Below are 23068 nucleotides of genomic sequence, written 5' to 3' on the forward strand. Positions count from 1 at the left end.
GTTCCTTATTTTTCCAGCTTGGGTGGCTGGGCCAGATAATCCAGCGCCAGGCCGGTTAGTGCCCGCACACCGTTTACCAGCGCGTCTTCGTTAACATCAAACATCGGTGAGTGGTTTGGTGGCACCTCGCTAAGCGGTTTATCTTCAGGTGAGATGCCTAAAAAGAAAAACACGCCCGGAATTTGCTGTTGGTAAAACGAGAAGTCTTCGGCGCCGGTAATTGGTTTAATTGAGGCTACGCCTTTGTCACCTGCCGCCCATTTAAGGCTTGGCATGGCCCAGTTAGTTAGTGCCGGGTCATTCCAGGTTACAGCAGCAAAGTTATGTACGTGAAAATCAGCCTCAGCGCCGCTGGCTTTGGCAATATGCTCGCTGGTGTGCGCCATGCGGGCGATTAAATCTTCGCGCATTTCACTGTCAAAGGTGCGAATGGTACCTTCCAGCTTTACGTCATCGGGAATAATATTCCAGCGAATACCGCCATGTACCTGGCCAAATGACACTACAGCCGGCGCTTTGGTCACATCAATTTGCCGTGCCGGAATAAGGTTTATCGCGTTAATCAGCTGGCCGGTAACGTTTATCGGGTCGATGCCACGCCACGGCGATGAGCCATGTACTTGTTTGCCTTTAACGGTAATCTGAAAGCTGTCAGCGGCAGCCATAATACCTTCGGTTTTTACCTGTAGCTGGCCGGGCTCTCCGGGCCAGACATGCAGGCCAAAAATGGCGCTAGGGCTGGGGTTAGCAAATAAGCCTTCGGCCAGCATCATCTTGGCGCCGCCTTCTTCCCCGGCTGGCGGGCCTTCTTCTGCGGGCTGAAACACAAACATAATGGTACCGGCTATATCGGCTTTTTGTTTGCTTAATACTTCGGCGGCGCCCATCAGCATCGCCACATGGGCATCGTGGCCACAGGCATGCATTACGCCGGTTTGCTGGCCGTTAAACTCACTGACAACTTTTGACGCAAACGACAAACCGGTTTGTTCGGTTACCGGCAGTGCGTCCATATCCGCGCGCAGTGCTACTACCGGGCCGGGTTTGGCACCTGTTAAAATACCCACTACGCCGGTATGGGCTATGCCGGTGCGTACTTCTAAACCAAGCTTTTTCAGATGCGCTGCTACTTTGGCGGCCGTGCGTACTTCACGGTTAGATAACTCCGGGTGTTGGTGAATATCACGGCGCCACTCTATAACCTTGGGCATGACCTGTTCAATTTGCTTAGCTAACTGCGGCCGCTGCTCGGCAGCAGCTATCGGGGTATGTAACAACGGCAGTAAAGCCAGACTTAACAGTGACCAGCGCATAGTAACTCCATCATTTTTATATAGTGCTACTACCTTAAGCGCCACTGATGAAAATGGCAATTGTTGCTGGAAAATTGCTGCTAGCTTAGGTAATGTCGGACCAGTTGCTTCAAAAACAGACGCAGGCCAATGCAGTTACATATTATTCCGGGATATATTCAGAACATTTATCTGGTGCAGGACACGGCCGGCTTACTATTGCTCGATGGTTGCAGCCGTGCCGATGTATCCACAGTGTGCGACTTTATCAGACAAAAGTTAGCTTTGCCGCTAACTGCGCTTAAGCTGGTGGTGGTAACACATATGCACCCGGATCATGCCGGTGGGGCTCATCTGCTGCGCCGTAAAACAGGTGCCCGCATTGCTTGTCACCCCAAGGCGTGCCTTTGGTACTCAGGGGTTTTGGGGCGCACGGCGCATATCATTGATGTTAGCTTAACCTGGTGGGTAGCCAACCGGCTGGGTAAACCCAAACGCCATATCTGGTATAACCCGATATTAAAAGCAGATATGGTATTGGCCGACGAGCAGCACCTGCCTGATTTTCCAAACTGGCAGGTGATTTATACCCCCGGCCATACCGATCATGATTTATCGCTTATGCACCAACCCAGCAAGCAGCTGTATATTGCCGATTTAATTGTGTCGGTTAAAAAACGCCTGGTGCCACCTTACCCGGTTTGCCATCCTAACCAATATAAACAATCACTTAAGCGCGTTAGTGCGTTGCAACCGAGTCGGCTGTATTTTGCCCATCTGCCACCGCGTGAGGGCTGCAGCATTAATTTTGACGATATTCTGTCGCAAGCGCCAACCCTGCCAAAAAACCACTGGCATTCGATGCGCAACCGCATTTTGCATACGCTGGGCTGGCAAACCAACTCGCACTAACTACGCGGCTTTCTGAACTTCAGCACCATCTGGTTAACCTCGCCAATGGCCAGGTGCTTTGCCTTTTCTGTTTCATTTCCCGCCAATGTAGGCGGCAAAGACCAAACGCCTGCCGGATGCTGAGCGGTATCTTTCGGGTTAAGCAGCATATCGTTGCGCGCTTCAAAGCTAAAGCCTGCTTCTTTAGCCAGGTCTAACCATAACTGCTCGGGCACATAACCCGATTCTTTCCAGTCGGTATCCAGTAAGTGATCCGGCAAGCGCGGCGCCACTACGCCTAATACGCCACCGGGTTTAAGGGCGTGATAAAAGTTGGCCAAGGCGTGCTTTAACGAAGTTTCGCCGTCAAAGATATAAAACTGATTGCGGATAGACAGCACCACATCCGCACTGGCGGGTGGTGCAATAGCGATATCGGCCAGCGGGGCAAACTCAGTAACCGTTACGTTTCTATACACCGGGTGCGATGCCAGTTTTTTAGTGTATTCAGCACGGCCTTTTTGCATATAGTCGGCGGGTAGCAGGCTGAACTTGTGAGAGAAATGCGCGGCATACAGCTTGCCCTTTTCGGCCAGTAACGGCGCCAGCACTTCGGTATACCAGCCCGAGCCCGGCCATATTTCAACCACGGTACTTTGCGGTGTCACTTCAAAAAACGTCAGAGTTTGTTCGGGTTTTCGCGCAGCATCGCGTAGTTTATTGGCTTCAGTACGGGCTTCATGTTGCAAGGCCTGGTTGATATCGGCACTGGCGGTAAAGCTGGCATGGCTTGCCAGCAAAAACAAACTTACACGCAATAGCTTAGTTAGCATGGGCAGATCCTGTAGTGGGGGGTATTTATGCAAAGATGTGGCTAAAGGTAGCTCTATAAGTCTGTTTTTAAAAGTGATTTAAACGCTTTAGCCCGTGGCTATTTGTATTGCTTAGCCATATTGGTACAGCGGCTCTGCTACCACATTGAGCGTGGCCGCTTTATGCAGATCATATTTTTGCTGGCGGTTTAGCCAAAACTGCGCACTGATGCCGGTGCCAAGCTCCAGCTTTTTTGCCAGCAATACTGATACTGAGCTATGGCCGTTAACAAACAACGATAACTGCTTACGGCTGATATGCAGTTTGGCCGCAGCCTCTGCAATGCTCAGCTTATGCGGTTGCAGGCAACGCTGCAGCAATACCTGTCCGGGATGTTGTACAGTTAACTTGGTACTACGTGTTAAAACTGTCATATCAGCCTCACTGAAACTCATTTAAGTCAACATCATACACATTGCTTTTGCTAAACAGGCAGGTCACTGAACCAATAGGCTCAACATTATTTACTGTTACGGTAACTGCCCAAAAGCCTGGTGTGCTCTGGCTAATTTCAAAACCGCCGAGTAGTTCTAAGTCTTTAACCGACGCGGCATCATCTAAATCATCCAGTATTTCAATTACCTGATAAACATAGGTATTCGGCAGCAGGGTTACATCGCCGCTTTGCCATAATTGTTGCAGTACCTTTGATTTAAAACTGTTTATCAAGAGCTGTCCTTAGCTTTAAAGTGTTACCTGTAACGTAACGATTGAAGTGTAGTATGAAAAATGCTCAAATTCAACTCACATTGGCTTTGTGGCTGGGCGCTGTCATTAATATTTATGCTGCTAATGTTCCCTTTAATATGGGGAGCAGCTATTCCGCTTCCAGCTCAGGCAACAAATGCTGGGCGGGTTTTACCCCGGCACCACATCTACTAACCCTGGGCAATCGAGCACAAAAGCAATTTTTTTCAACGATTTTTGCTCCAGCATTAAATCGGCTGCCAGCAAGCTTTGTTGTGCCAGCCAGTCTGCGCCGAGTTTAAGTTGTAGATACTGGCTGCCGCCTTCGGCTTGTAACTCTGGCAGCAGGTCGTCGCGGCGTTTTTGGTTTAGCAGCACTGCCAGGCGCAACAGCACCAGCAGGCATACAACTTGCGGCAGTTGATACAGACTAAAGGCCGGTATTTCATCGGCGCGGATTTTACGGCGGTGAAACCGCACCAAAGTGGCGATAAGCTGCTGTTGTTCCTGGTTAAAACCGGGCAGGTTGGCATTTTGCAATATATAGGCAGAGTGTTTTTGCACACCGGACGAGTTAATGTGCAGGCCCACTTCGTATAAGGTGGCGGCCCAGCCCAGCAACATAGCGTCTTCATCGGTCAGTTGCCACTGGCTGCGAACCTGGCTAAACAACAGCAGTGCGGTTTGGCTAACACGCTCTGCCTGCGCCATATCAACATCGTAACGGCGTTGCAGGCTGGCCACGCTGTGTTCGCGTATATCCAGGTGCTGCAGGCGGTCACTCATTTCGTACAGCACACCTTCGCGTAAGGCGGCGTCAATATAAACCAGCTGTTCTATTTGCAGTAAATTAAAGGCGGCGATCAGAATAGCCAGGCCAGAGCAAATCAGCAGTTTGCGATCATCTGTCAGGCCGGGTAAATCCAGCTGATAACTGTTTTCCTGCTGTACCAGATGCTCTTTTAACGCCAGCAGGTGTGGCAGCTCCAGTGCGTTGCTGCTCAACCCCATGCCGACAATAATATCGCGGATGGTTTTTACCGTGCCGGAGGTACCTACCGCCTGCTGCCAGCCTGCTGCTTTAAAGCTGCTGACAATCGGCTCCAGCTCTTGCTCGGCCTGTAAAATAGCGCGGCTAAAGCGCTTATCGCTGATACGGCCCTGAGCAAAATGCTGCAGCGCGTAGCTGACACAGCCCATGTTACGGCTGCTTAGCCGAAGTGGTTGTACACCCTCGCCAATGGCAAACTCGGTGCTGCCACCGCCAATATCTATTACCAGCCGCCGGCCGGAAAAGTGCTCAAAATGCGCCACACCCTGATAAATAAAACGCGCTTCTTCCTGGCCGGAAATCACTTCTATCGGAAACGGAAACACCGCTTTGGCACGGCGTAAAAAAGTGGCTGAATTCCTCGCCCGGCGCAGTGTGTAGGTTGCAATAACCCTTACGGATTGCGGCGCAAAAGGAATTAAGGTATCGGCAAATTGTGCCAGCACACTCAGGCCGCGCTCTATAGCCTCTTCACTGAGTACCAGTTGCTCGTTTAAGCCTTCGGCAAGTTGTACTTTTTGTTTTTCGCGGTGTAACAGCTGGATATCGCCATCTATTACCCGTGCTATTACCATATGAAAAGAGTTTGAGCCCAGATCGACCGCTGCCATGTAGGCGTGGTCGTCCGGGCGGTCTTTACTTGGCTGGTTGTCGTTCATTCCGTCTCGGTATTGATCAGTTGCCCTTGCTGGCGGGCCAGATATTCGTAGATCTGCTGCTGTGAGCGGATACTGCGTTTATTGCCGCGTTTAACGTAGGCATTACTTTGTTTGGCATCAATAATACGTGCCTTTACGTTGTCCCGCCACTGAATATCTAAAGTGTCTAATACTTGTTGCTTTAAACGCACATCGTATATCGGTACACCCACTTCTACCCGCTGGTCGATATTGCGGGTCATCCAGTCGGCTGACGAGAGGTAAACATCGGTTTCACCGCCGTTGTGAAACACATAAATACGCGAATGCTCTAAGAAGCGGTCCAGCACCGAAATAACCCGGATATTCTGGCTTTTACCTGGCAAACCGGGAACAAGCGAGCACATACCGCGGATAATCATGCGAATTTTTACCCCGGCCTGGCTGGCACGGTATAACAGGTCGACAATTTGCTGATCAACCAGGTTGTTCACCTTAAGGAAAATTTCCGCTTTGCGGCCACTAACAGCAAAATCGATTTCACGCTGAATCAGCTGTATCAGCCGTGGCCTGCTCCAGGTGGGCGAGACAATCAGGTGATTGAATTTATAAGGCCGGTAGCTGTATTCAATAAACTCGAATACCTGGGCAACTTCTGCAGTAATTTCCTGATGGCAGGTAAATAAGCTCATATCGGTGTAAATACGCGCGGTTTTCTCGTTAAAGTTACCGGTGCCGATATGGCCATAATGCATCAGTTTGCCTTTTTCCATCCGGCTGATCAGGCACAACTTAGAATGAATTTTCAGGGTGGTTAAGCCAAATACTACCTGGATGCCGGCTTCGGTCATTTTGCGCGCCCAGTTAATATTATTTTCTTCATCAAACCGCGCTTTAAGCTCAACCACTACGGTAACTTTTTTGCCGTTGCGCACGGCATCCAGCAAGGAATGAATAACGCGGGAATGCTTAGCCACCCGGTACATGGTCATTTTAATATGCGTTACTTTGGGGTCGAACGAGGCCTGACGTACCCATTCGGTAAAATAGCCAAAGTTATGGTAGGGGTAGTGCAGCAGAATATCACCGGCCCGGATGGCGTCAAAACTGGTGGCGTACTGCTCAAACTCCGGGCTTTTCAGCGGCGGCAGCGGCGGAAATTCGGTGCTTTGATGGCCGATATTCGGAAAGCTGATAAAGTCTTTAAAATTGCGGTACCTGCTGCCGGGAATTAACGAGTCAGTTGAACTGGTGCCCAGCTGTTTGCTCAGTACTTTCAGCATTTGCTCGGGCATGGCGGCATCATACACCAGCCGCACCGGCTCAGATTTTAGGCGCTGGCGAATACCTTTAGACATTTTATCCAGCAGGCTTTGATCCAGTGTGTCACTGATATTGTATTCGGCGTCGCGGGTCAGTTTTAACGAGTAGGCCTGAATATGGTCAAACTCAAAAAAGCCGGCAAATAAGTCGGCAATGCAGTGCACAATAACATCGTCCAGCAGCAATATTTGCCGCCGGTAGTGGCCGTTTTTCTTGCGGGTATTTAAATGCAGTGGCAGCTCAATAAAACGCGATAATTCATTGGTAGGCACCTGCACTATGGCATATTCCGGTTTGCCATTGCCGGTCATTTCTACCATCAGATAAGTAGTGTTATCTTCCAGCGCCTTGGGCAAACTAACTTCGTCACCTGACAGGATCATCGGCGAAATATGTTTGATTACTTCGTCGCGAAAATAACTGCGCACCCAGCCGGACTGCAGTTCAGTGAGTTTGAAATTATCTATTAATTCAATATTATGCTTGCGAAGCTCCAGCTGAATATCCAGATAAATAGCGTTAAAACGCTGGCCCAGCTGTAATACCCGTTGCTGAATTTCCTGCATTAGCTCTTCAGCATCTTCCTGTTCGCTTTGGTGATACTTTTTCAGCAGAATGCGGCGTTTAACGTCGGCTACCCGCACGCGGAAAAATTCGTCCATATTATTGGAATAAATGCCGAGAAAACGTAAACGCTCTATCGGTGGGTTGCGCTCGTCGGCGGCTTCCTGCAGCACCCGGCCGTTAAAAGATAACCAGCTAAGCTCGCGGGGGTAAAGCGGAAAATCGCTGTTGGCAGCGTCGGTGTGTTCCATGATCCAGCTCCTGACTACAACTGGCTATTACTCTATGGCAGTTTTATGACAGTAAGATGAACGCAGCCGCGGTGCAGCTGCGGTACAAATGTCAGATCTGAGTTTCAATATCTACAACAATATCAGTGGCGATAGCTTCAAGTGCCCGCACCACTTCATCACGGCTAACGCTGGAGGGCAGCTCTACTGTTGCTACGGCATTAAACAACGGCACTCCCCAGTTTGGCGCACTTTGTTTACTGCTTTCAAAGTGTACTATGTTGGTACCTTTATGCTTAATAACCGATGACAGCTCGCGCACTATACCAGGGCGATCGTTGCCGGTAATAACAAATTTCAGATGTTGCTGCTCGTTCAGGCTGCTGGCAATACCGTGCTGAATTTTAATATCCAGATCAGTGATTTTTTCCAGTGCGGCGGTAAGCTCGGCTAAATCCTGCTCGGCAACTTCTACTTGCAAGATACCGGCAAAATAACCTGCCAGATGGCTGAGGTTGCTGGCCATCCAATTGCCATTATGAGTGCTGACTACTGTTGCCAGAGTCTCGACCAAACCTGCTTTATCTTTACCAATTAATGTCAGTACTAACTGCTTCATGCGCTATTTTCCTGTCAGACTTAAATTAGCGTGTCGGCCATAAACACCGTAGTTTGCCGCTTACACGACCTGAGTGTAGCGCTTGCCACTGATTTTTTAAATGTAACCCATAACATTATTTGTAAATTTAGTAAGTTAAGCCTGCTGGTTTGCAGCTTTGCTGGCACTACAGTTGCCTTTCTGACTATACTTAAGCAGTTTTCGCGATTGTTAAACCAGTTGCCTTTCACCTTATCAGACACATGCACGGAGTTCGCAGTGGATAAACTCAATTTAACCAAACATATTTCCAGTTCTTTTAATGAAGAAATTGATGAAGTGCGCAACCATGTGATGGCAATGGGCGGCTTAATCGAACAACAGCTGAATAACGCACTGATGGCCATTGCCAATGCCGACGCCGAGCTGGCGCAAAAGGTGATAGACACCGATTTAAAGGTAAATGACTGGGAACTGCAGATTGATAAAGAGTGCACCCGTATTATTGTGCGCCGCCAGCCAGCAGCCAGCGATTTACGCCTTATTATGGCCATTATGAAAACTATCGCCGATTTAGAGCGCATTGGCGATGAGACCCGGCGTATTGCCCGGGTAGCGTTGGAGTCGTTTAATTCCGAGCAACAAGGCCTGCTGGTAAACCTGGATAATTTAGGCCGCCATGTTGGCCAGATGCTGCATGACGTGCTGGATGCTTTTGCCCGCATGGACGTAGAAACGGCTCTGCTGGTACACAAAGAAGATAAAAAAGTTGACCGCGAGTACGAGGCTATTACCCGTCAGCTAATGACTTACATGATTGAAGATCCACGCTCTATTCCAAAAATTATGAATGTACTCTGGTCGGCCCGCTCACTGGAGCGCATTGGCGATCGTTGTAAAAACCTGGCTGAGTACATTATCTTTTTCGTTAAAGGTAAGGTAGTGCGCCACAGCAGCGCCGAACAGCTGGAGCAAGATGCACGCAGCTGATTTTCCTCTGTTTTTACTGTACATCGCCAACGCCCTGACTAGACTTCTGCTCAGGGCGTTTTCATTGTGTATTCATTTTTCGTTTTTCATGCGCTTTGAATGTCGTTACAATGCGCGCCGACTATCGTCAAACCAACATACGAGGCCAGGCTATGCCAGCTAGTACTTTTTTATCCGTGTTTGCCAAATCACCGATTAAGCCAATAGAAGAACATATTCGCAAGGTGCATCAGGCCAGCGAATTGTTGTTGCCGTTTTTTGATGCAGTGTATTTGCAGGACTGGCAAACAGCTGCGGATGTACGCAAAAACATCGTGGCGTTGGAAAAGGAAGCCGACAAATTAAAACGCGAAATCCGCGTTAATCTGCCGCGTGGGCTGTTTTTGCCGGTAGACCGCACCGACATTTTAGAGCTGGTGTCGCAACAGGACAAAATTGCTAACAAAACCAAAGATATTACCGGCCGGGTGCTGGGCCGTGAGTTGCTTATTCCGGTTAGCCTGCAGGATGGTTTTAAAGCCTATGTACAGCGCTGCATTGACGCTACCGCACTGGCCAGTGAAGTGATTAACGAGCTGGATGAGCTGCTTGAAACCGGCTTCCGTGGCCGTGAAGTTGATCTGGTTATTAAGATGGTAGAGCAACTGGATACCATTGAAGGTGACACCGACGATATGCAGATCAAGTTGCGCAAGGCTTTGCGCCTGGCAGAAACAGAGTTAAACCCAATCGATGTGATGTTCCTTTATCGCACGCTGGAGTGGGTAGGTGATTTAGCCGATGTCGCGCTGAAAGTTGGTTCGCGTCTTGAAATTATGCTCGCCCGTTAATTTTAAAAGGTTTCCCTGATGGATATTATTCAATCATACGGTTTGATCCTGATCATTATCGCCGCCGTGTTCGGTTTTTTAATGGCTTATGGTGTTGGTGCTAACGACGTTGCTAACGCCATGGGTACCTCGGTTGGCTCTAAAGCGCTGACAATTAAACAAGCTATTTTTATTGCCGCTATTTTTGAGTTTGCCGGTGCCTATCTGGCCGGTGGCTCTGTTACTTCTACTATTCGCGGTGGTATCACCGATGCGTCGTTCTTTGTCGATACCCCGGAGTTAATGGTGTACGGCATGATAGCAGCGTTATTAGCTGCCGCCACCTGGCTTATTGTCGCGTCATACTTCGGCTGGCCGGTATCTACCACGCATTCTATTGTTGGCGCCATTATCGGTTTTGCGGCAGTAGGCGTAGGCATGGATGCTGTGCACTGGGATAAGGTGGGCGGTATTGTCGGTAGCTGGGTGGTGACACCCATGCTAGCCGGGGTGTTGGCTTACTTATTCTTTATGAGTGCGCAAAAATTAATTTTTGATACTGATGCGCCATTAGCTAATGCAAAAAAATATGTACCGTTTTACATGATGTTTGCTGCCTTCATGATGACGCTGGTAACCGTGCAAAAAGGTTTAACGCATGTAGGTTTGAACATTAGTACGGCTGAGGGCTATTACATTTCATTCGCTATAGCCGTCGTGGTGGGTTTAATTGGTAAAGTCGTGATCGGTAGATTGAAGTTTGACGCTGCTGCCGACAAAAAAATGCAGTTTAATAACGTTGAGCGCATTTTTGGTGTGTTAATGATCACCACCGCCTGCTGTATGGCGTTTGCCCATGGTTCTAACGATGTAGCTAACGCTATAGGCCCTTTAGCTGCGGTAGTGAGTGTTGTAACGTCTGGTGGTGAAATTGCCAGCAAGGCAACATTGGCGTGGTGGATATTGCCTCTGGGTGGTATAGGTATAGTTGTCGGTTTGGCAACCTTAGGTGCGCGGGTTATTAAAACCGTAGGTACGGCCATTACGCATTTAACACCCAGCCGTGGTTTTGCCGCTGAGTTATCGGCAGCTTCTACTGTCGTTATTGCCTCCGGTGCAGGGTTGCCTATTTCAACTACGCAAACGCTGGTAGGTGCAGTGTTAGGTGTAGGTTTAGCCCGCGGTATTGCAGCGCTTAACTTAGGCGTGGTGCGTAATATCTTTATTTCCTGGGTTATTACGTTACCGGTAGGTGCGGGCCTGGCAATTATATTTTTCTATATTCTTAAAGCTATTTTCAGCGTGTAATGCGCAGCTGATAAGCAAAAAAAGCCCTCATCGCGAGGGCTTTTTTATTGGCTAAGCTATCACGCTTACGGTTGGTATTCACTTACCAGTGTTAAGCCGCTTACCGCACGGAAGGCATATACAGAGAAGTGCCAGACGCCGGCTTGCGGGTTGTTAATAACACAGGTTTCGCTGTTGCCGTTTTTATTTGGCCGGCAATCATAGCTGCCGCTGGTAGGCTGGCTGCCATGCTTCACGTACAGATCGGCATCACCACGGCCACCACTAATTTCAACAGTTAGCTGCGCCATGCCCTCCGGTACTTCCAGCGTGTAATGCTGCCAGGCACGGCGGGCGATGTTGATATCGGTAATAGTTTCGCCACCGGCATCCGGTAAATCCGGTGCGGTAAAGCTGCCGGTCAGGTTTACGCCGGTAAAGGCGCTGTAAGCCACCAGTTTAACGAAGTAAGTGCCGGTTTGTGCCGGATCAATAGCGCAACTTTCGTTGTTGCCAAACAGGTAAGGCCGGCAGTCCCAGTCAGATGCTGTTGGCTCACCGCCAAACTTAACGTACATATCGGCATCACCGGTGCCGCCGTTCATCACAAACGACAGATTGCTGGCGCCAGCAGGTACGGCCAGGGTATACAGCAGCTCTTCACCGGCAGCAGCACTTAGCTCTGTTACGGTTACACCGTTGCTCAGTTCAGTACCGGTAGGTGGTGGTGGCTCGTTATCATCACCATCGCCGTCACAGCCAAACTCTGCCAGATAATCTACTGCCGCTTTGGTTTGTACCAAACCATGGCCGTAAGACGTATCACGGCCCGGCGCACCTAAATCTTCTGCTGTTGCCGCTAAAGCACTGCGGATTTGCGCATTGCTACAATCCGGGTAATGGCTCCATACCAGTGCCGCTACCCCGGCCACATGCGGCGAGGCCATAGAAGTACCGTCCATAAGGCCATAGTTAGACGGGCCTGCGAATAAACTTGCTTCGTTACCCAGTTCAGCAAGCAGCAGCTGGCCGTCTTCCTGAGATACGCTTAATGCCACAATATTGGTGGTGGGGGCGTCACCTAAAGTGCCGCTGAAATTGCCGGGCTCATTGTTATAGATGATGGCACCAATGCCGCCACCGGCCTGACAAGACTCTACTTTTTGTGAAAAAGCGACTTCGCCACGTGCAATCAGACAGATTTTATCAGTCACATCAGTACAGGTTGTCGTTGCCAGGCCGCAACCGGCAAGCTCGGCATTAAAACTTGCCATAGCTGAACCTTCAAACGGATTAGTGCTGTAACTGGTGCCGTCTACTGTCAGGCTGGTTTCCAGTGCAGTACCAGTTGGGTAAGTACTCATTACGGCGACACCCGGGCCTGCCAGTTCTACCTGCGTATTGCGCTGGGAGAAATCAGCATGGGCTTTTGTGTCATCTACTGCCGCAACAGAAACCACCGAATCATAAGATGCCGGGTAAGACAGTGCGGTGTTGCCGTCATTACCGGCAGCTGCTATCAGCAGTACGCCGGCGTTGTAGGCAGCTTGCATAGCATTGCTTTCAGTGATGTTGGAGCCTGGTCCACCCAAACTCATATTAATTACGGTAGAACCGTTTTGCACACAGGTATCTACCGCCTGTGCCAGCGTAGAGGAATAACCCCAACCATCGTCATTAAACACTTTAACAATATGCAGTTTTACGTTGCCATCGGGCAGCACACCCACAATACCGACGTCGTTATTCAGCGCCGCTATAGTGCCGGCTACGTGAGTACCGTGCGGGCCGCCGGCGTCAAACCAGTTACCGGTGCCGATATCATTGGTACCGGTAATATTGGCATCGTTAAAGTCTTCATGCGGTAAACCCAGGCCAGAGTCGATAACACATACCGTCTGATTAGAGGAAAGCTGGTCACTAACCTGATCGGCCTGCACCATGGTGTAACCATAAGGCACTTGCTGTGACATAGGGAAACGCGGTAAATCGCGCTCGACATATTCCACGTTAGGATCTGCTTTTAATGCTTTTACCGTGGCCGGGCTTAGTTCGGCTGCAATGGCATTACGTTTGGCCAGTACATGGTGAATACGTGCACCCTGACGGCTTAAGCGTTCACTGCTGCTGTTTAAGGTCGACAATGCGTTGTCTTTAGCAGCTTTGCTGCGGTTAAGCAGCGGGTCTTTACTTAAGTTACTGTCTTTATATTTAACGATATAACGCTCGCTGCTGGCTTGCTCTGCCGCCTGGCGCAACGAGTCTGTTGATGCGGCCATAGCATTGGATACTGCGCTGGCTAATAAGCTAACGCCGATCAGTAATACGGTTTGATGTGATCTGGACATGTTCACCCTCCAGGTGATTTTTATAGTTTTTAAACTGTCAGAACCCGATACAACGCGGACGGCAAAACTCGCAAACGGGGAACTATTGCATTTAACTCAGTAGTCGCTACAGGGCTGTTACCTGCCAGTTTGACTGATCTAATACAATTCGCTGTTTACGCTATAACAAATAATACGGTTATTCAAACTCATGTTTACATGAAAGTGGGAAATATCACTTAAGGTGTTGAATTTATGTTTACTAATTTTTATCAGTTGTAATTTTGTGTGCGCGGCTAAATTGCCGGGCGCCGCTTGCATAGCGCTGCTATCAGGCGTAAAGTTTAAGCACTTTTGCAGAATGATATGTATGTTTTTCATCGGAATAAATAATGAAACGTTTGCCCAGTATTAAACAATTGCAATACCTGCTGGCGTTACATGAGCATCAGCACTTTGGCCGTGCCGCCGAGGCTTGCTTTATTGGCCAGTCAACGCTTAGTGCTGCTATTGCCAATTTAGAAGAAACGATGAATGCGCAATTGCTGGAGCGCGATCATAAAACCTTTATTTTTACCCCGCTGGGCGAAGATGTGGTGCGCCAGGCGCGGCATATTATTGAGCAGTGCGGTGAGTTAACTGAGTTTGCCAAATGTCAGGGCAAGCCGATGACAGGGCCGTTCCGCTTAGGTTGCATTCCCACCATAGCGCCTTTTGTCCTTAGTGAAGTGATGGCGTTGTGTCGCGAACGTTACCCTGATTTACAGTTGTTGCTACGCGAAGACACCTCTGAAAATTCGTTGCATGCTTTAGCTGAAGGGCGGCTGGATATGGTGCTGCTGGCGCTGCCATATGAAACCGGCGCTTTTCACACTGAAGTGTTATCGCAGGACGCCTTTAAACTGGTGCTGCATAAAGACTGGTTAAACCGCGGCTTTAACCAGGATATCAGCCAATGGCCGGATGAAAGTATTTTTCTGCTGGAGCGTGAGCATTGCCTGACTAACCACGCGGTAAAAGCCTGCGAGCTGGAAGACAGCCGTAAGGTAAATCCGTTTTTTGCCACCAGCCTGCACACCTTAACCCAGATGGTAAACAATAAGCTGGGGGTGACGTTTATGCCGCAGATGGCGATTAACAGCGGATTGCTGGACGGCACCGAGTTGGTTACGCAGGCACCCACAACCGGCAATGCTTATCGTGATATCGGCGTAGCCTGGCGGCCAACGTCAACCAAGGCCCGCAGCTACCGGCTAATGGCTGATTTGATTACTGAAGTGCTGCAACAAAAGTGCCGTTAAGGCGGTTGTTCTGCTAAAATGCCGGCTGTTTTTTTACAGCCGTGCCCTCTGGTCGGTAAAGCCAAGGAACCTTCTATGTCAGTTACTTCTATGCCAGTTACTTCTGTCCCAGCTGAAAGTATGCAAGTCAGTGATTTTTCATTCGAGCTGCCCGAGCAGCTTATTGCCCGCTTTCCTAAAGCCGAACGCTCATCCAGCCGCTTACTGGCCATGGACAAACATAGCGGAGCGCTGCAACACCACATTTTTAAAGATCTGGCCGATTTTTTACAGCCCGGTGACCTGCTGGTATTTAACAATACCAAGGTGATACCGGCGCGGTTGTTCGGCCAGAAAGCCTCGGGTGGCAAAGTAGAAGTGCTGGTAGAGCGCATGCTGGACGATAAGCGCTTTTTAGCCCACGTGCGCGCCAGTAAAGCGCCCAAGCCCGGCACCGAGCTGATACTGGAAAACAGTGCGACAGTGCTGATGAACCAACGCCACGATGAACTGTTTGAGCTGGAAGTAACAGGCGATGAGCCGGTGCTTGAAATGCTGGAGCGCTTAGGCCATATGCCGCTGCCGCCTTATATCGACCGGCCCGATAATGCTGAAGATAAAGCGCGCTATCAAACGGTATATAACGAAAAACCGGGCGCCGTCGCCGCGCCCACGGCTGGCCTGCATTTTGACCAGCCACTGCTGGATAAGCTTAAAGCTAAAGGTGTTGAATTTGCTTATGTGACTCTGCACGTTGGCGCCGGTACTTTTCAGCCGGTGCGGGTGGCCAATGTACTGGAGCACAAGATGCACGCCGAATATATTGAGGTGTCGCAGCAAGTGGTAGACGCCGTGGCCGCCTGCAAAGCGCGAGGTAACCGGGTGGTAGCCGTGGGTACAACGTCGGTGCGCTCGTTAGAGTCGGCAGCGGCGCAAGGCGATGGTAATTTGGTGGCTTATAACGGCGATACGCAGATTTTTATCTATCCGGGTTATGAATTTAAGGTGATTGACGCGCTGATCACTAATTTCCACTTGCCGGAATCTACGCTGATTATGCTGGTATCGGCGTTTAGCAGCCGCGATTATGTGATGAACGCCTATAACACTGCTATTGCCGAGCAATACCGGTTTTACTCTTATGGCGATGCGATGTTTATCCGCTAACGTTGTAAACGCTGGTTGAATGCAGAGGCCTACATACGTTTAGCACATTGCTGCCAGGGCAGGGGCCGGGTGTTCTTATGTAGCAGCGGCAGGGATGCCGCGGAGGCTGAGACAGCACAGGGATGTGCTGTTGACGGCGGCGAAATAAGAATTTCCCGGCACCTGCCTTTGCACAACAACACCCTGCCAAAGCCTTGACAGTCAGTTGAGTCATCAGCAGGCGGGTTCAGCTTAGCTTCTGTCACTTAAGCTGCTATAATCGGCGGCGCAAAAAAGCCGGACTGTTTTTCCGGCGTATGAGGATAGTAATGAAATTTGAATTAGATACCACAGATGGCAAGGCCCGCCGTGGCCGGCTTATTTTTGAGCGTGGTGTAGTAGAAACGCCGGCCTTTATGCCGGTGGGTACTTACGGCACGGTAAAAGGCATGACGCCGGAAGAGCTCGACGCTACCGGTGCGCAAATCTGCCTTGGCAACACCTTTCACTTAATGCTGCGCCCTGGCACGGAGATCATCAAAAAACACGGTGATCTGCACGACTTTATGCACTGGCATAAGCCTATTTTGACCGATTCCGGCGGCTTTCAGGTATTCAGCCTGGGCGAGTTGCGGAAAATTACTGAAGAAGGCGTTAAATTCCGTTCACCGTTAAATGGCGAGCGCATTATGTTAACACCGGAACGTTCAATGGAAGTGCAGCGCGATTTAGGTTCAGATATCGTGATGATTTTCGATGAATGTACGCCGTATCCGGCCACCGAGCAGGAAGCGAAAAAGTCGATGGAAATGTCATTGCGCTGGGCCAAACGCAGTAAAGATGCACACGGCGATAACCCTGCAGCATTATTTGGTATTATTCAGGGCGGCATGTATCCGAACTTGCGTGATGTATCACTTAATGGCCTGGAAGATATTGGCTTTGATGGTTATGCCATTGGCGGTTTGTCGGTAGGTGAGCCCAAAGCCGATATGATCCGCATTTTAAACCACACTACCGACAAAATGCCGGCACACAAGCCGCGCTATTTAATGGGTGTGGGCAAGCCGGAAGACATCGTTGAAGCGGTACGCCGTGGAATCGATATGTTTGACTGCGTCATGCCAACCCGCAATGCGCGTAATGGTCATCTGTTTGTCAGCACCGGTGTGGTAAAAATCCGCAATGCTAAATACAAAGATGATATTGGCCCGCTGGATGCCGAATGCGACTGTTACACTTGTAAAAATTATTCCCGTGCCTATTTACACCATCTGGACCGTTGTAACGAAATTCAGGGTGCACGGCTTAATACTATGCACAACCTGCATCATTACCAAAAGCTAATGCAAGGATTGCGCGCAGCTATAGCCGCTGGTAACTTGGAGCAGTTTGTTGAACAGTTTTACACTAAGCGCGGTTTGCCGGTTCCGGCACTGCAAGCAATTGATACCAATACAGAACAACATTAATCACAATTAGGGGACACTTATGAGTTTATTTATCAGCAATGCATACGCCGACGTAGCCAGCCAGCCAGCTCAGGGCGGCGGTTGGGACCTTATTATTATGCTGGTGGCGTTTGGTCTGATTTTTTATTTTCTGATCTACCGCCCACAGGCTAAACGTGTGAAAGAACATCGCAACCTGATGGCCGCCTTAGGTAAAGGCGATGAAGTATTAACCCAGGGTGGCCTGATTGGCCGTATCAGCAAAATTGCTGAAGATAAAGACTTTGTGGTTATTGCGCTGAACGACACCACGGAAGTAACGGTACAAAAAGCAGCGATCAGTGCGGTATTGCCAAAAGGCACACTGAAATCACTGTAAGAGCGAAGAAAGGATAACCAGGTGTTAAATCAAAACCCACTTTGGCGCTATATCGTCGTTATCGGCATGCTGCTGCTGGCGCTGGTATATGCATTGCCAAACTTATATCCGGAAGATCCGGCGCTGAATATCAGCGCCACCCGCGGCGGTACTGTAGCAGAAGAAACCCGCTTGCAACTGGAGCAAAGCTTCCGCTCAGCCAATATTGCGGCAAAATCGGTCGTGCTGGAAGAAGGCCAAATTCTGGCCCGCTTTAACAGCACTGAAGATCAGCTGCAGGCGCGTGAAATTGCCAGCCAGCAACTGGGTGACAACTTTGTTACGGCACTTAATCTGGCTCCAGCGACACCCGACTGGTTAACCGCCATTGGTGCGACACCAATGAACTTAGGTTTGGACCTGCGTGGTGGTGTGCACTTCCTGATGGCAGTGGACATGAAAGCCGCGCTGGATAAAAACCTGAACGACATGGTGCAAACCTTCCGCACTGACTTACGCGAAGACAAGATCCGTTACCGTAATGTCCAGGCTGATATTGGCCGTGGCCAGGTGCAGATAAGTTTTCGCACTGAAGAAGATGTCGCTGCCGCTGAAACTGCGCTGAGAAATCGCGATCGTGAACTGGTGTTCAGCACCGGCAGCGACAACCTGACCTTACTGGTTAGCATCAGCGAAATCCGCCTAAAAGAAATCCGCGAATATGCGCTGGAGCAAAACATCACCATTATCCGTAACCGGGTAAATGAAATTGGTGTGGCTGAGCCGTTAGTGCAGCGTCAGGGTGCTGATCGCATCGTCGTACAGCTGCCAGGGGTGCAAGATACTGCTTCGGCGAAAGAAATTCTGGGTGCTACGGCATCACTGGAGTTTCGTCTGGTAGACGAGCAGGGCGATTTAGCTGCCGCGCTGGAAGGCAGGGTACCGCCTAATGCAGAGCTGTATTACACCCGTGATGGCCGCCCGTTGTTGCTGGAAAAACGCATCATGCTTACCGGTGAGCATATTACCGGCGCCAGCTCTGCGTTTGACGAATACAGCCGGCCGCAGGTTAGCATTAAGCTGGATGCCAAAGGCGGCAATATGTTGTCTGCTGCCACGCGCGATGCCATTGGCCGGCGTATGGCTTCAGTGTTTATTGAGTACAAGCCTGGCACCGAAATTGGTGAAGATGGCAACCCGGTACTGATTAAACAGCAGGAAGTGATTAATGACGCCACCATTCAGGCCCGTTTAGGCCGGGATTTTCGCATTACTGGTATTTCTTCACCGGGTGAAGCGCAAAACCTGTCTACCTTACTGCGTGCTGGTGCTTTGATTGCGCCAATCCAGATCATTGAAGAGCGCACCATAGGCCCAAGCTTAGGTAAAGAAAATATTGATCTGGGTGTCACGGCTATTCAGTGGGGCATGGTATGCGTGCTGATCTTTATGGTGATTTACTATAAAGCCTTTGGTCTGGTCGCTAACCTGGCACTGGTAGCCAATCTGGTACTGATCGTCGGCATTATGTCGATGATCCCGGGCGCGACACTAACCTTACCTGGTATGGCCGGTATCGTGCTTACAGTAGGTATGGCGGTAGATGCCAACGTGCTTATATTTGAGCGCATCCGCGAAGAGCTGTTAGATGGCCGCTCAGTGCAGCAGGCTATTCATCATGGCTATGACCGTGCTTTTGCTACCATTGCCGACTCTAACATTACTACTTTGTTAGTGGCACTGATCCTGTTCGGTATTGGTACCGGGCCGGTAAAAGGCTTTGCGGTAACGCTGGCGATAGGCATTCTGACGTCGATTTTTACGGCGGTAGTAGGTACTCGCTTATTAGTGAATTTATTCTGGGGTGGCCGCCGCGTGCAGTCATTGCCAATATAAGGAGTACGGCATGAGAATATTTTCCTTTAGCCAGCCGCTTAATTTTATGCGGTTAAAATGGCCGGCAATCATACTGTCTACACTGTTAATTCTGGGCTCGTTTTTTTCTATTGCCACTAAAGGCATTAACTGGGGTCTGGATTTTACCGGTGGTACTGTTATCGAGGTAGGTTTTGCTGACCCGGCAGATTTAACCGCAGTAAGGCAAACCCTGACCGACGCCGGTTACGGCGATGCGGTAGTGCAGTTATTCGGCACCAGCCGTGATGTGCTGATCCGTATTCCGCTGCGTACTGACGTTGAGCAGGCTGCAGTGGGCGACAGCGTGATTAAAGCGCTTAATGCCCAGCAAGCCGAACCGGTTACCATGCGCCGGGTTGAGTTTGTCGGCCCAAGCGTAGGCGCCGAGCTAAAAGAAGACGGCGGCCTGGCGATGCTGGTGGCGCTGATTGGTATTTTGCTCTACGTCACCATGCGTTTTGAATGGCGTTTGTCGGTGGGTGCTGTGGCATCACTGGCGCATGACGTGATTTTAACCATGGGCCTGTTTTCTGTACTGCAGCTGGAATTTGATTTAACGGTGCTGGCCGCGATACTGGCGCTGATAGGTTATTCGATTAACGATACCATCGTAGTGTTTGACCGTATCCGTGAGAGTTTCCGTAAATTACGTGATACCAGCGTCGACGACACTATTAATGATGCTATTACCTCTACGTTAAACCGTACGGTAATTACGTCATTAACTACGGTGTTGGTATTAGTGGTGTTGTTTTATATGGGCGGCGCGCTGATACACGGTTTTGCCACGGCATTACTGTTTGGTATTGCCATTGGTACTTATTCTTCTATCTATGTGGCCAGTGCCATTGCAGAAATTCTCGGCATCAGCCGTGAAGATATGCTGCCACCACCACCTATAGAAAAAGAAGGTGAAAATACCGACGCCTTACTGTAGTTGCTTGACTGTAACTGCTTTACTGTACTGCTGTACTGTAATTGCGCCGTTAAACATGCTAAAAATGCCGGTCACTGACCGGCATTTTTGTTTTTAACGCCGCCACATTAAGGATAAAAGCATTATGAGTAAACAACATGCGCCGGCTTTTCTGGCACTGGTAGAGCAGGCCAAAGCCCAGATTAAAGAAATTAGCATTAGCGAGCTGCTTGAGCATAATCAGCCTTATGTACTGCTGGATATCCGCGAAGATCACGAATGGGCGCAAGGTCATTTACCTGAGGCAATGCATCTGGGTAAAGGCATTATTGAACGTGATATTGAGCAAACCGTGCCGGACAAAAAGCAAAAGCTGGTGTTGTACTGCGGCGGCGGCTTTCGCTCAGCGTTATCTGCGCAAACGTTACAGCAAATGGGCTACCAGAATGTGTTTAGTTTAGCGGGTGGTTTTCGTGACTGGTGTGAGCGTAAATTACCGCTTGAAGTACCCGTTGCCAGTAAGGGTTAACAGATGAAAAAACTATTAACGCTATTATCAGCAGCACTGCTGCTAAGTGTTTCGACGGTACAGGCCGATACGTCGGTATGGCAGGTAACCAAGGGCGATCAGCGCTTATATATTGCCGGTACGGTGCATTTATTGCCGCCCGAGCAGTTTCCGCTGCCGCAGGAATTTAGCCAGGCGTACAGCCAGGCTGATACGCTGGTATTTGAAACCGACGTGCGCGAGCTTGAAACCGCTAAGGGTATGCAATTGCTGATGCAGCATGCTATGTACAGCGATGGCCGCAGTTTGTCGCAGGTGTTGTCTGCTACTACTTATCAGCAGTTACAGCAGTACGCTAAAACCCAGGGCGTTGATTTAGCACCGCTAAACAACTTTAAACCCGATTTTGTGCTACTGACGTTAATGCAGGTTGCCCTGCAAAAAGCCGGTATGGCAGGCGAGGGGGTAGATATGCATTTTCTTAAGCAGGCGGTAACCGACAATAAACCCATGCTGTTTCTGGAAACCGTGGAGCAGCAACTGGCGATGTTGCTGAATATCTCGGCAGAAAACGAAGATGCTTTTGTTGCGCAAAACCTGCAGCAATTATCTGAGCTTGAAAGCGAATTAACGAAAATTATCGCAGCCTGGCGCAGTGGCGACACCGACACTATGGCTGCACTGGCAATGGCCTTTACCGATACGCCGGAAGGTAAGCTGTTTTATGATGCATTGTTAGTGCAGCGCAATAAAAACTGGCTGCCGCAGTTGGAGAAAATGCTGGCCACGCCGGAGGTAGAGCTGGTGTTAGTGGGGGCTTTGCATCTGGCAGGTGAGGCCAATGTATTGCAGTTACTGCGTGAGCAGGGCTACAACATTACGCAGTTGTAGCTCTGGCTGGCAAGGAACCTGATTACCCACGCTAACACGCCGTGAACCCATCCATGGGGGCTCGACTCAGGCATCCATGCCTTCAACGGTTAGCTTAGGGTAAGCAGGTTCTCTGCGGCAAATTATGCTGATGTTACCAAGCTTAACGAGACAGCGATTCTGTCAGGTGTGGGCGAATACCTTTTAACATAGCTGCCAGCACTTTCGGGCTGGCCGCTACCACATTGCCACTGCGTAGCTGGTTATTGCCACCGACAAAATCACACACCAAACCACCGGCTTCGCGCACAATTAACTCACCTGCAGCAATATCCCACGGCTTTAAACCAATTTCAAAGAAACCATCAAACCGGCCAGCAGCAACATAGGCTAAATCCAGTGCAGCAGAGCCAGTACGACGGATATCGGCAGCGTCTGTCAACAATGACGCCAGCATGGCGCCATGCGCAGGCATATGCGTTTTGTTTTTAAACGGAAAACCGGTAGCCAGAATAGTGCCCTGCATATCGGCCAGGTTAGCAACACGAATACGGGTACCGTTTAACTGGGCGCCACGGCCACGGGATGCGGTAAATAACTCACCGCGCAGTGGATCAAAGATCACTGCCTGGTCTAATTTACCCTGATGTTTTAGTGCGATAGACACCGCAAAGTGCGGAATGCCTTTAATAAAGTTGGTGGTGCCGTCCAGTGGGTCAATGATCCATTGAAACTCACTGTCGTTATTGCCGTAATCACCATGCTCTTCACCGACAATACCGTGGGTCGGGAACGATTTTTGTAACACCTGAACAATAGCTTGTTCGGCTTCTCTGTCGACATTGGTCACAAAGTCGTTAGTGCCTTTTTGTACTTTCTGAACCATATCAAGCTGGCCACAGGCACGAGCGATCACGTTACCGGCGCTGCGGGCAGCGCGAACCGCGATGTTTAACATCGGATGCATAGCAATTACCTTATTTTGAAAAGAGCTGTGTAAATTTCGGTCAAAAGAGCGGCGCACATTGTAACGGCTAACAGGAAAAAGTAAAGGTAAAACCG

The 23068-nt window shown here is 49.7% G+C and carries 21 protein-coding genes; 12 read left to right on the forward strand and 9 right to left on the reverse strand.

The window, feature by feature from the left end; genetic code table 11:
* Positions 1-5: 5 nt before the first annotated feature.
* Positions 6-1313, reverse strand: coding sequence for an amidohydrolase (locus AR688_RS01635; RefSeq protein WP_068228200.1), 1308 nt, complete (start codon positions 1311-1313; stop codon positions 6-8).
* 129 nt (positions 1314-1442) lie between these two features.
* On the opposite strand from AR688_RS01635, the gene AR688_RS01640 reads away from it, so the two are divergent.
* Complete coding sequence (locus AR688_RS01640; RefSeq protein WP_068228201.1) at positions 1443-2204, forward strand: MBL fold metallo-hydrolase; 762 nt, start codon at positions 1443-1445, stop codon at positions 2202-2204.
* On the opposite strand, the gene AR688_RS01645 is transcribed toward AR688_RS01640, so the two are convergent.
* The 6 genes from AR688_RS01645 to AR688_RS01670 form a co-directional block, all read right to left on the reverse strand.
* Positions 2201-3016, reverse strand: a complete 816-nt coding sequence (locus AR688_RS01645; RefSeq protein WP_068228202.1) for a class I SAM-dependent methyltransferase — start codon at positions 3014-3016, stop codon at positions 2201-2203. The genes AR688_RS01640 and AR688_RS01645 overlap by 4 nt on opposite strands.
* Positions 3017-3127: 111 nt before the next feature.
* On the reverse strand, positions 3128-3430 hold the full coding sequence (locus AR688_RS01650) for a HigA family addiction module antitoxin (protein WP_068231043.1): 303 nt from the start codon (positions 3428-3430) through the stop codon (positions 3128-3130).
* A 7-nt stretch (positions 3431-3437) separates the two neighbouring features.
* Complete coding sequence (locus AR688_RS01655; RefSeq protein WP_068228203.1) at positions 3438-3725, reverse strand: hypothetical protein; 288 nt, start codon at positions 3723-3725, stop codon at positions 3438-3440.
* Positions 3726-3914: 189 nt separating this feature from the next.
* Positions 3915-5453, reverse strand: a complete 1539-nt coding sequence (locus AR688_RS01660) for a Ppx/GppA phosphatase family protein (RefSeq protein WP_068228204.1) — start codon at positions 5451-5453, stop codon at positions 3915-3917.
* Positions 5450-7570, reverse strand: a complete 2121-nt coding sequence (gene ppk1, locus AR688_RS01665) for a polyphosphate kinase 1 (RefSeq protein WP_068228206.1) — start codon at positions 7568-7570, stop codon at positions 5450-5452. The genes AR688_RS01660 and ppk1 overlap by 4 nt, the downstream gene beginning before the upstream one ends.
* Positions 7571-7661: 91 nt before the next feature.
* Positions 7662-8168 (reverse strand): glycine cleavage system protein R, encoded by a 507-nt coding sequence (locus AR688_RS01670; protein WP_068228208.1) that lies wholly within the window; start codon positions 8166-8168, stop codon positions 7662-7664.
* A 258-nt stretch (positions 8169-8426) separates the two neighbouring features.
* Here AR688_RS01670 and phoU point away from each other — a divergent pair, with 258 nt between their 5' ends.
* From phoU to AR688_RS01685, 3 genes are all read left to right on the forward strand, one after another.
* The gene (phoU, locus tag AR688_RS01675; RefSeq protein ID WP_068231045.1) at positions 8427-9137 is read left to right on the forward strand and encodes a phosphate signaling complex protein PhoU; all 711 of its coding nucleotides are present in this window, start codon (positions 8427-8429) and stop codon (positions 9135-9137) included.
* A gap of 152 nt (positions 9138-9289) precedes the next feature.
* Positions 9290-9967: a TIGR00153 family protein gene (locus AR688_RS01680; protein ID WP_068228210.1), complete on the forward strand. Its 678-nt coding sequence runs from the start codon at positions 9290-9292 to the stop codon at positions 9965-9967.
* A gap of 18 nt (positions 9968-9985) precedes the next feature.
* Entirely contained in the window at positions 9986-11254 is a 1269-nt protein-coding gene (locus AR688_RS01685; RefSeq protein ID WP_068228211.1) for an inorganic phosphate transporter, read from the forward strand.
* A 65-nt stretch (positions 11255-11319) separates the two neighbouring features.
* On the opposite strand, the gene AR688_RS01690 is transcribed toward AR688_RS01685, so the two are convergent.
* Complete coding sequence (locus AR688_RS01690) at positions 11320-13581, reverse strand: S8 family serine peptidase (RefSeq protein ID WP_068228212.1); 2262 nt, start codon at positions 13579-13581, stop codon at positions 11320-11322.
* 371 nt (positions 13582-13952) lie between these two features.
* On the opposite strand from AR688_RS01690, the gene AR688_RS01700 reads away from it, so the two are divergent.
* The 8 genes from AR688_RS01700 to AR688_RS01735 all read left to right on the forward strand — a co-directional run bounded on the left by AR688_RS01700 (position 13953) and on the right by AR688_RS01735 (position 22027).
* Positions 13953-14861 carry a hydrogen peroxide-inducible genes activator gene (locus tag AR688_RS01700; protein WP_068228217.1) on the forward strand — a complete coding sequence of 303 codons (909 nt, stop codon included), beginning with the start codon at positions 13953-13955 and terminating at the stop codon, positions 14859-14861.
* A 120-nt stretch (positions 14862-14981) separates the two neighbouring features.
* Complete coding sequence (gene queA, locus AR688_RS01705; RefSeq protein WP_068231048.1) at positions 14982-16007, forward strand: tRNA preQ1(34) S-adenosylmethionine ribosyltransferase-isomerase QueA; 1026 nt, start codon at positions 14982-14984, stop codon at positions 16005-16007.
* Positions 16008-16315: 308 nt separating this feature from the next.
* Positions 16316-17458 (forward strand): tRNA guanosine(34) transglycosylase Tgt, encoded by a 1143-nt coding sequence (gene tgt, locus AR688_RS01710; RefSeq protein WP_068228219.1) that lies wholly within the window; start codon positions 16316-16318, stop codon positions 17456-17458.
* Between the two features lie 19 nt (positions 17459-17477).
* Positions 17478-17816 (forward strand): preprotein translocase subunit YajC, encoded by a 339-nt coding sequence (gene yajC / locus AR688_RS01715; protein ID WP_068228223.1) that lies wholly within the window; start codon positions 17478-17480, stop codon positions 17814-17816.
* A 21-nt stretch (positions 17817-17837) separates the two neighbouring features.
* Positions 17838-19691 (forward strand): protein translocase subunit SecD, encoded by a 1854-nt coding sequence (gene secD, locus AR688_RS01720; protein WP_068228228.1) that lies wholly within the window; start codon positions 17838-17840, stop codon positions 19689-19691.
* 10 nt (positions 19692-19701) lie between these two features.
* Complete coding sequence (secF, locus tag AR688_RS01725) at positions 19702-20649, forward strand: protein translocase subunit SecF (protein WP_068228230.1); 948 nt, start codon at positions 19702-19704, stop codon at positions 20647-20649.
* A gap of 124 nt (positions 20650-20773) precedes the next feature.
* On the forward strand, positions 20774-21157 hold the full coding sequence (locus tag AR688_RS01730; protein WP_068228231.1) for a rhodanese-like domain-containing protein: 384 nt from the start codon (positions 20774-20776) through the stop codon (positions 21155-21157).
* 3 nt (positions 21158-21160) lie between these two features.
* On the forward strand, positions 21161-22027 hold the full coding sequence (locus tag AR688_RS01735; protein WP_068228232.1) for a TraB/GumN family protein: 867 nt from the start codon (positions 21161-21163) through the stop codon (positions 22025-22027).
* A 142-nt stretch (positions 22028-22169) separates the two neighbouring features.
* Here the strand turns inward: AR688_RS01735 and suhB are convergent, their stop codons facing one another.
* A complete protein-coding gene (gene suhB / locus AR688_RS01740; RefSeq protein ID WP_068231051.1) occupies positions 22170-22973 on the reverse strand; it encodes an inositol-1-monophosphatase in 804 nt (267 codons plus the stop codon).
* Positions 22974-23068 lie beyond the last annotated feature (95 nt).

Origin of the sequence: Rheinheimera sp. EpRS3 (assembly GCF_001513785.1) — a bacterium.
Classification (GTDB): Bacteria; Pseudomonadota; Gammaproteobacteria; order Enterobacterales; family Alteromonadaceae; genus Alishewanella.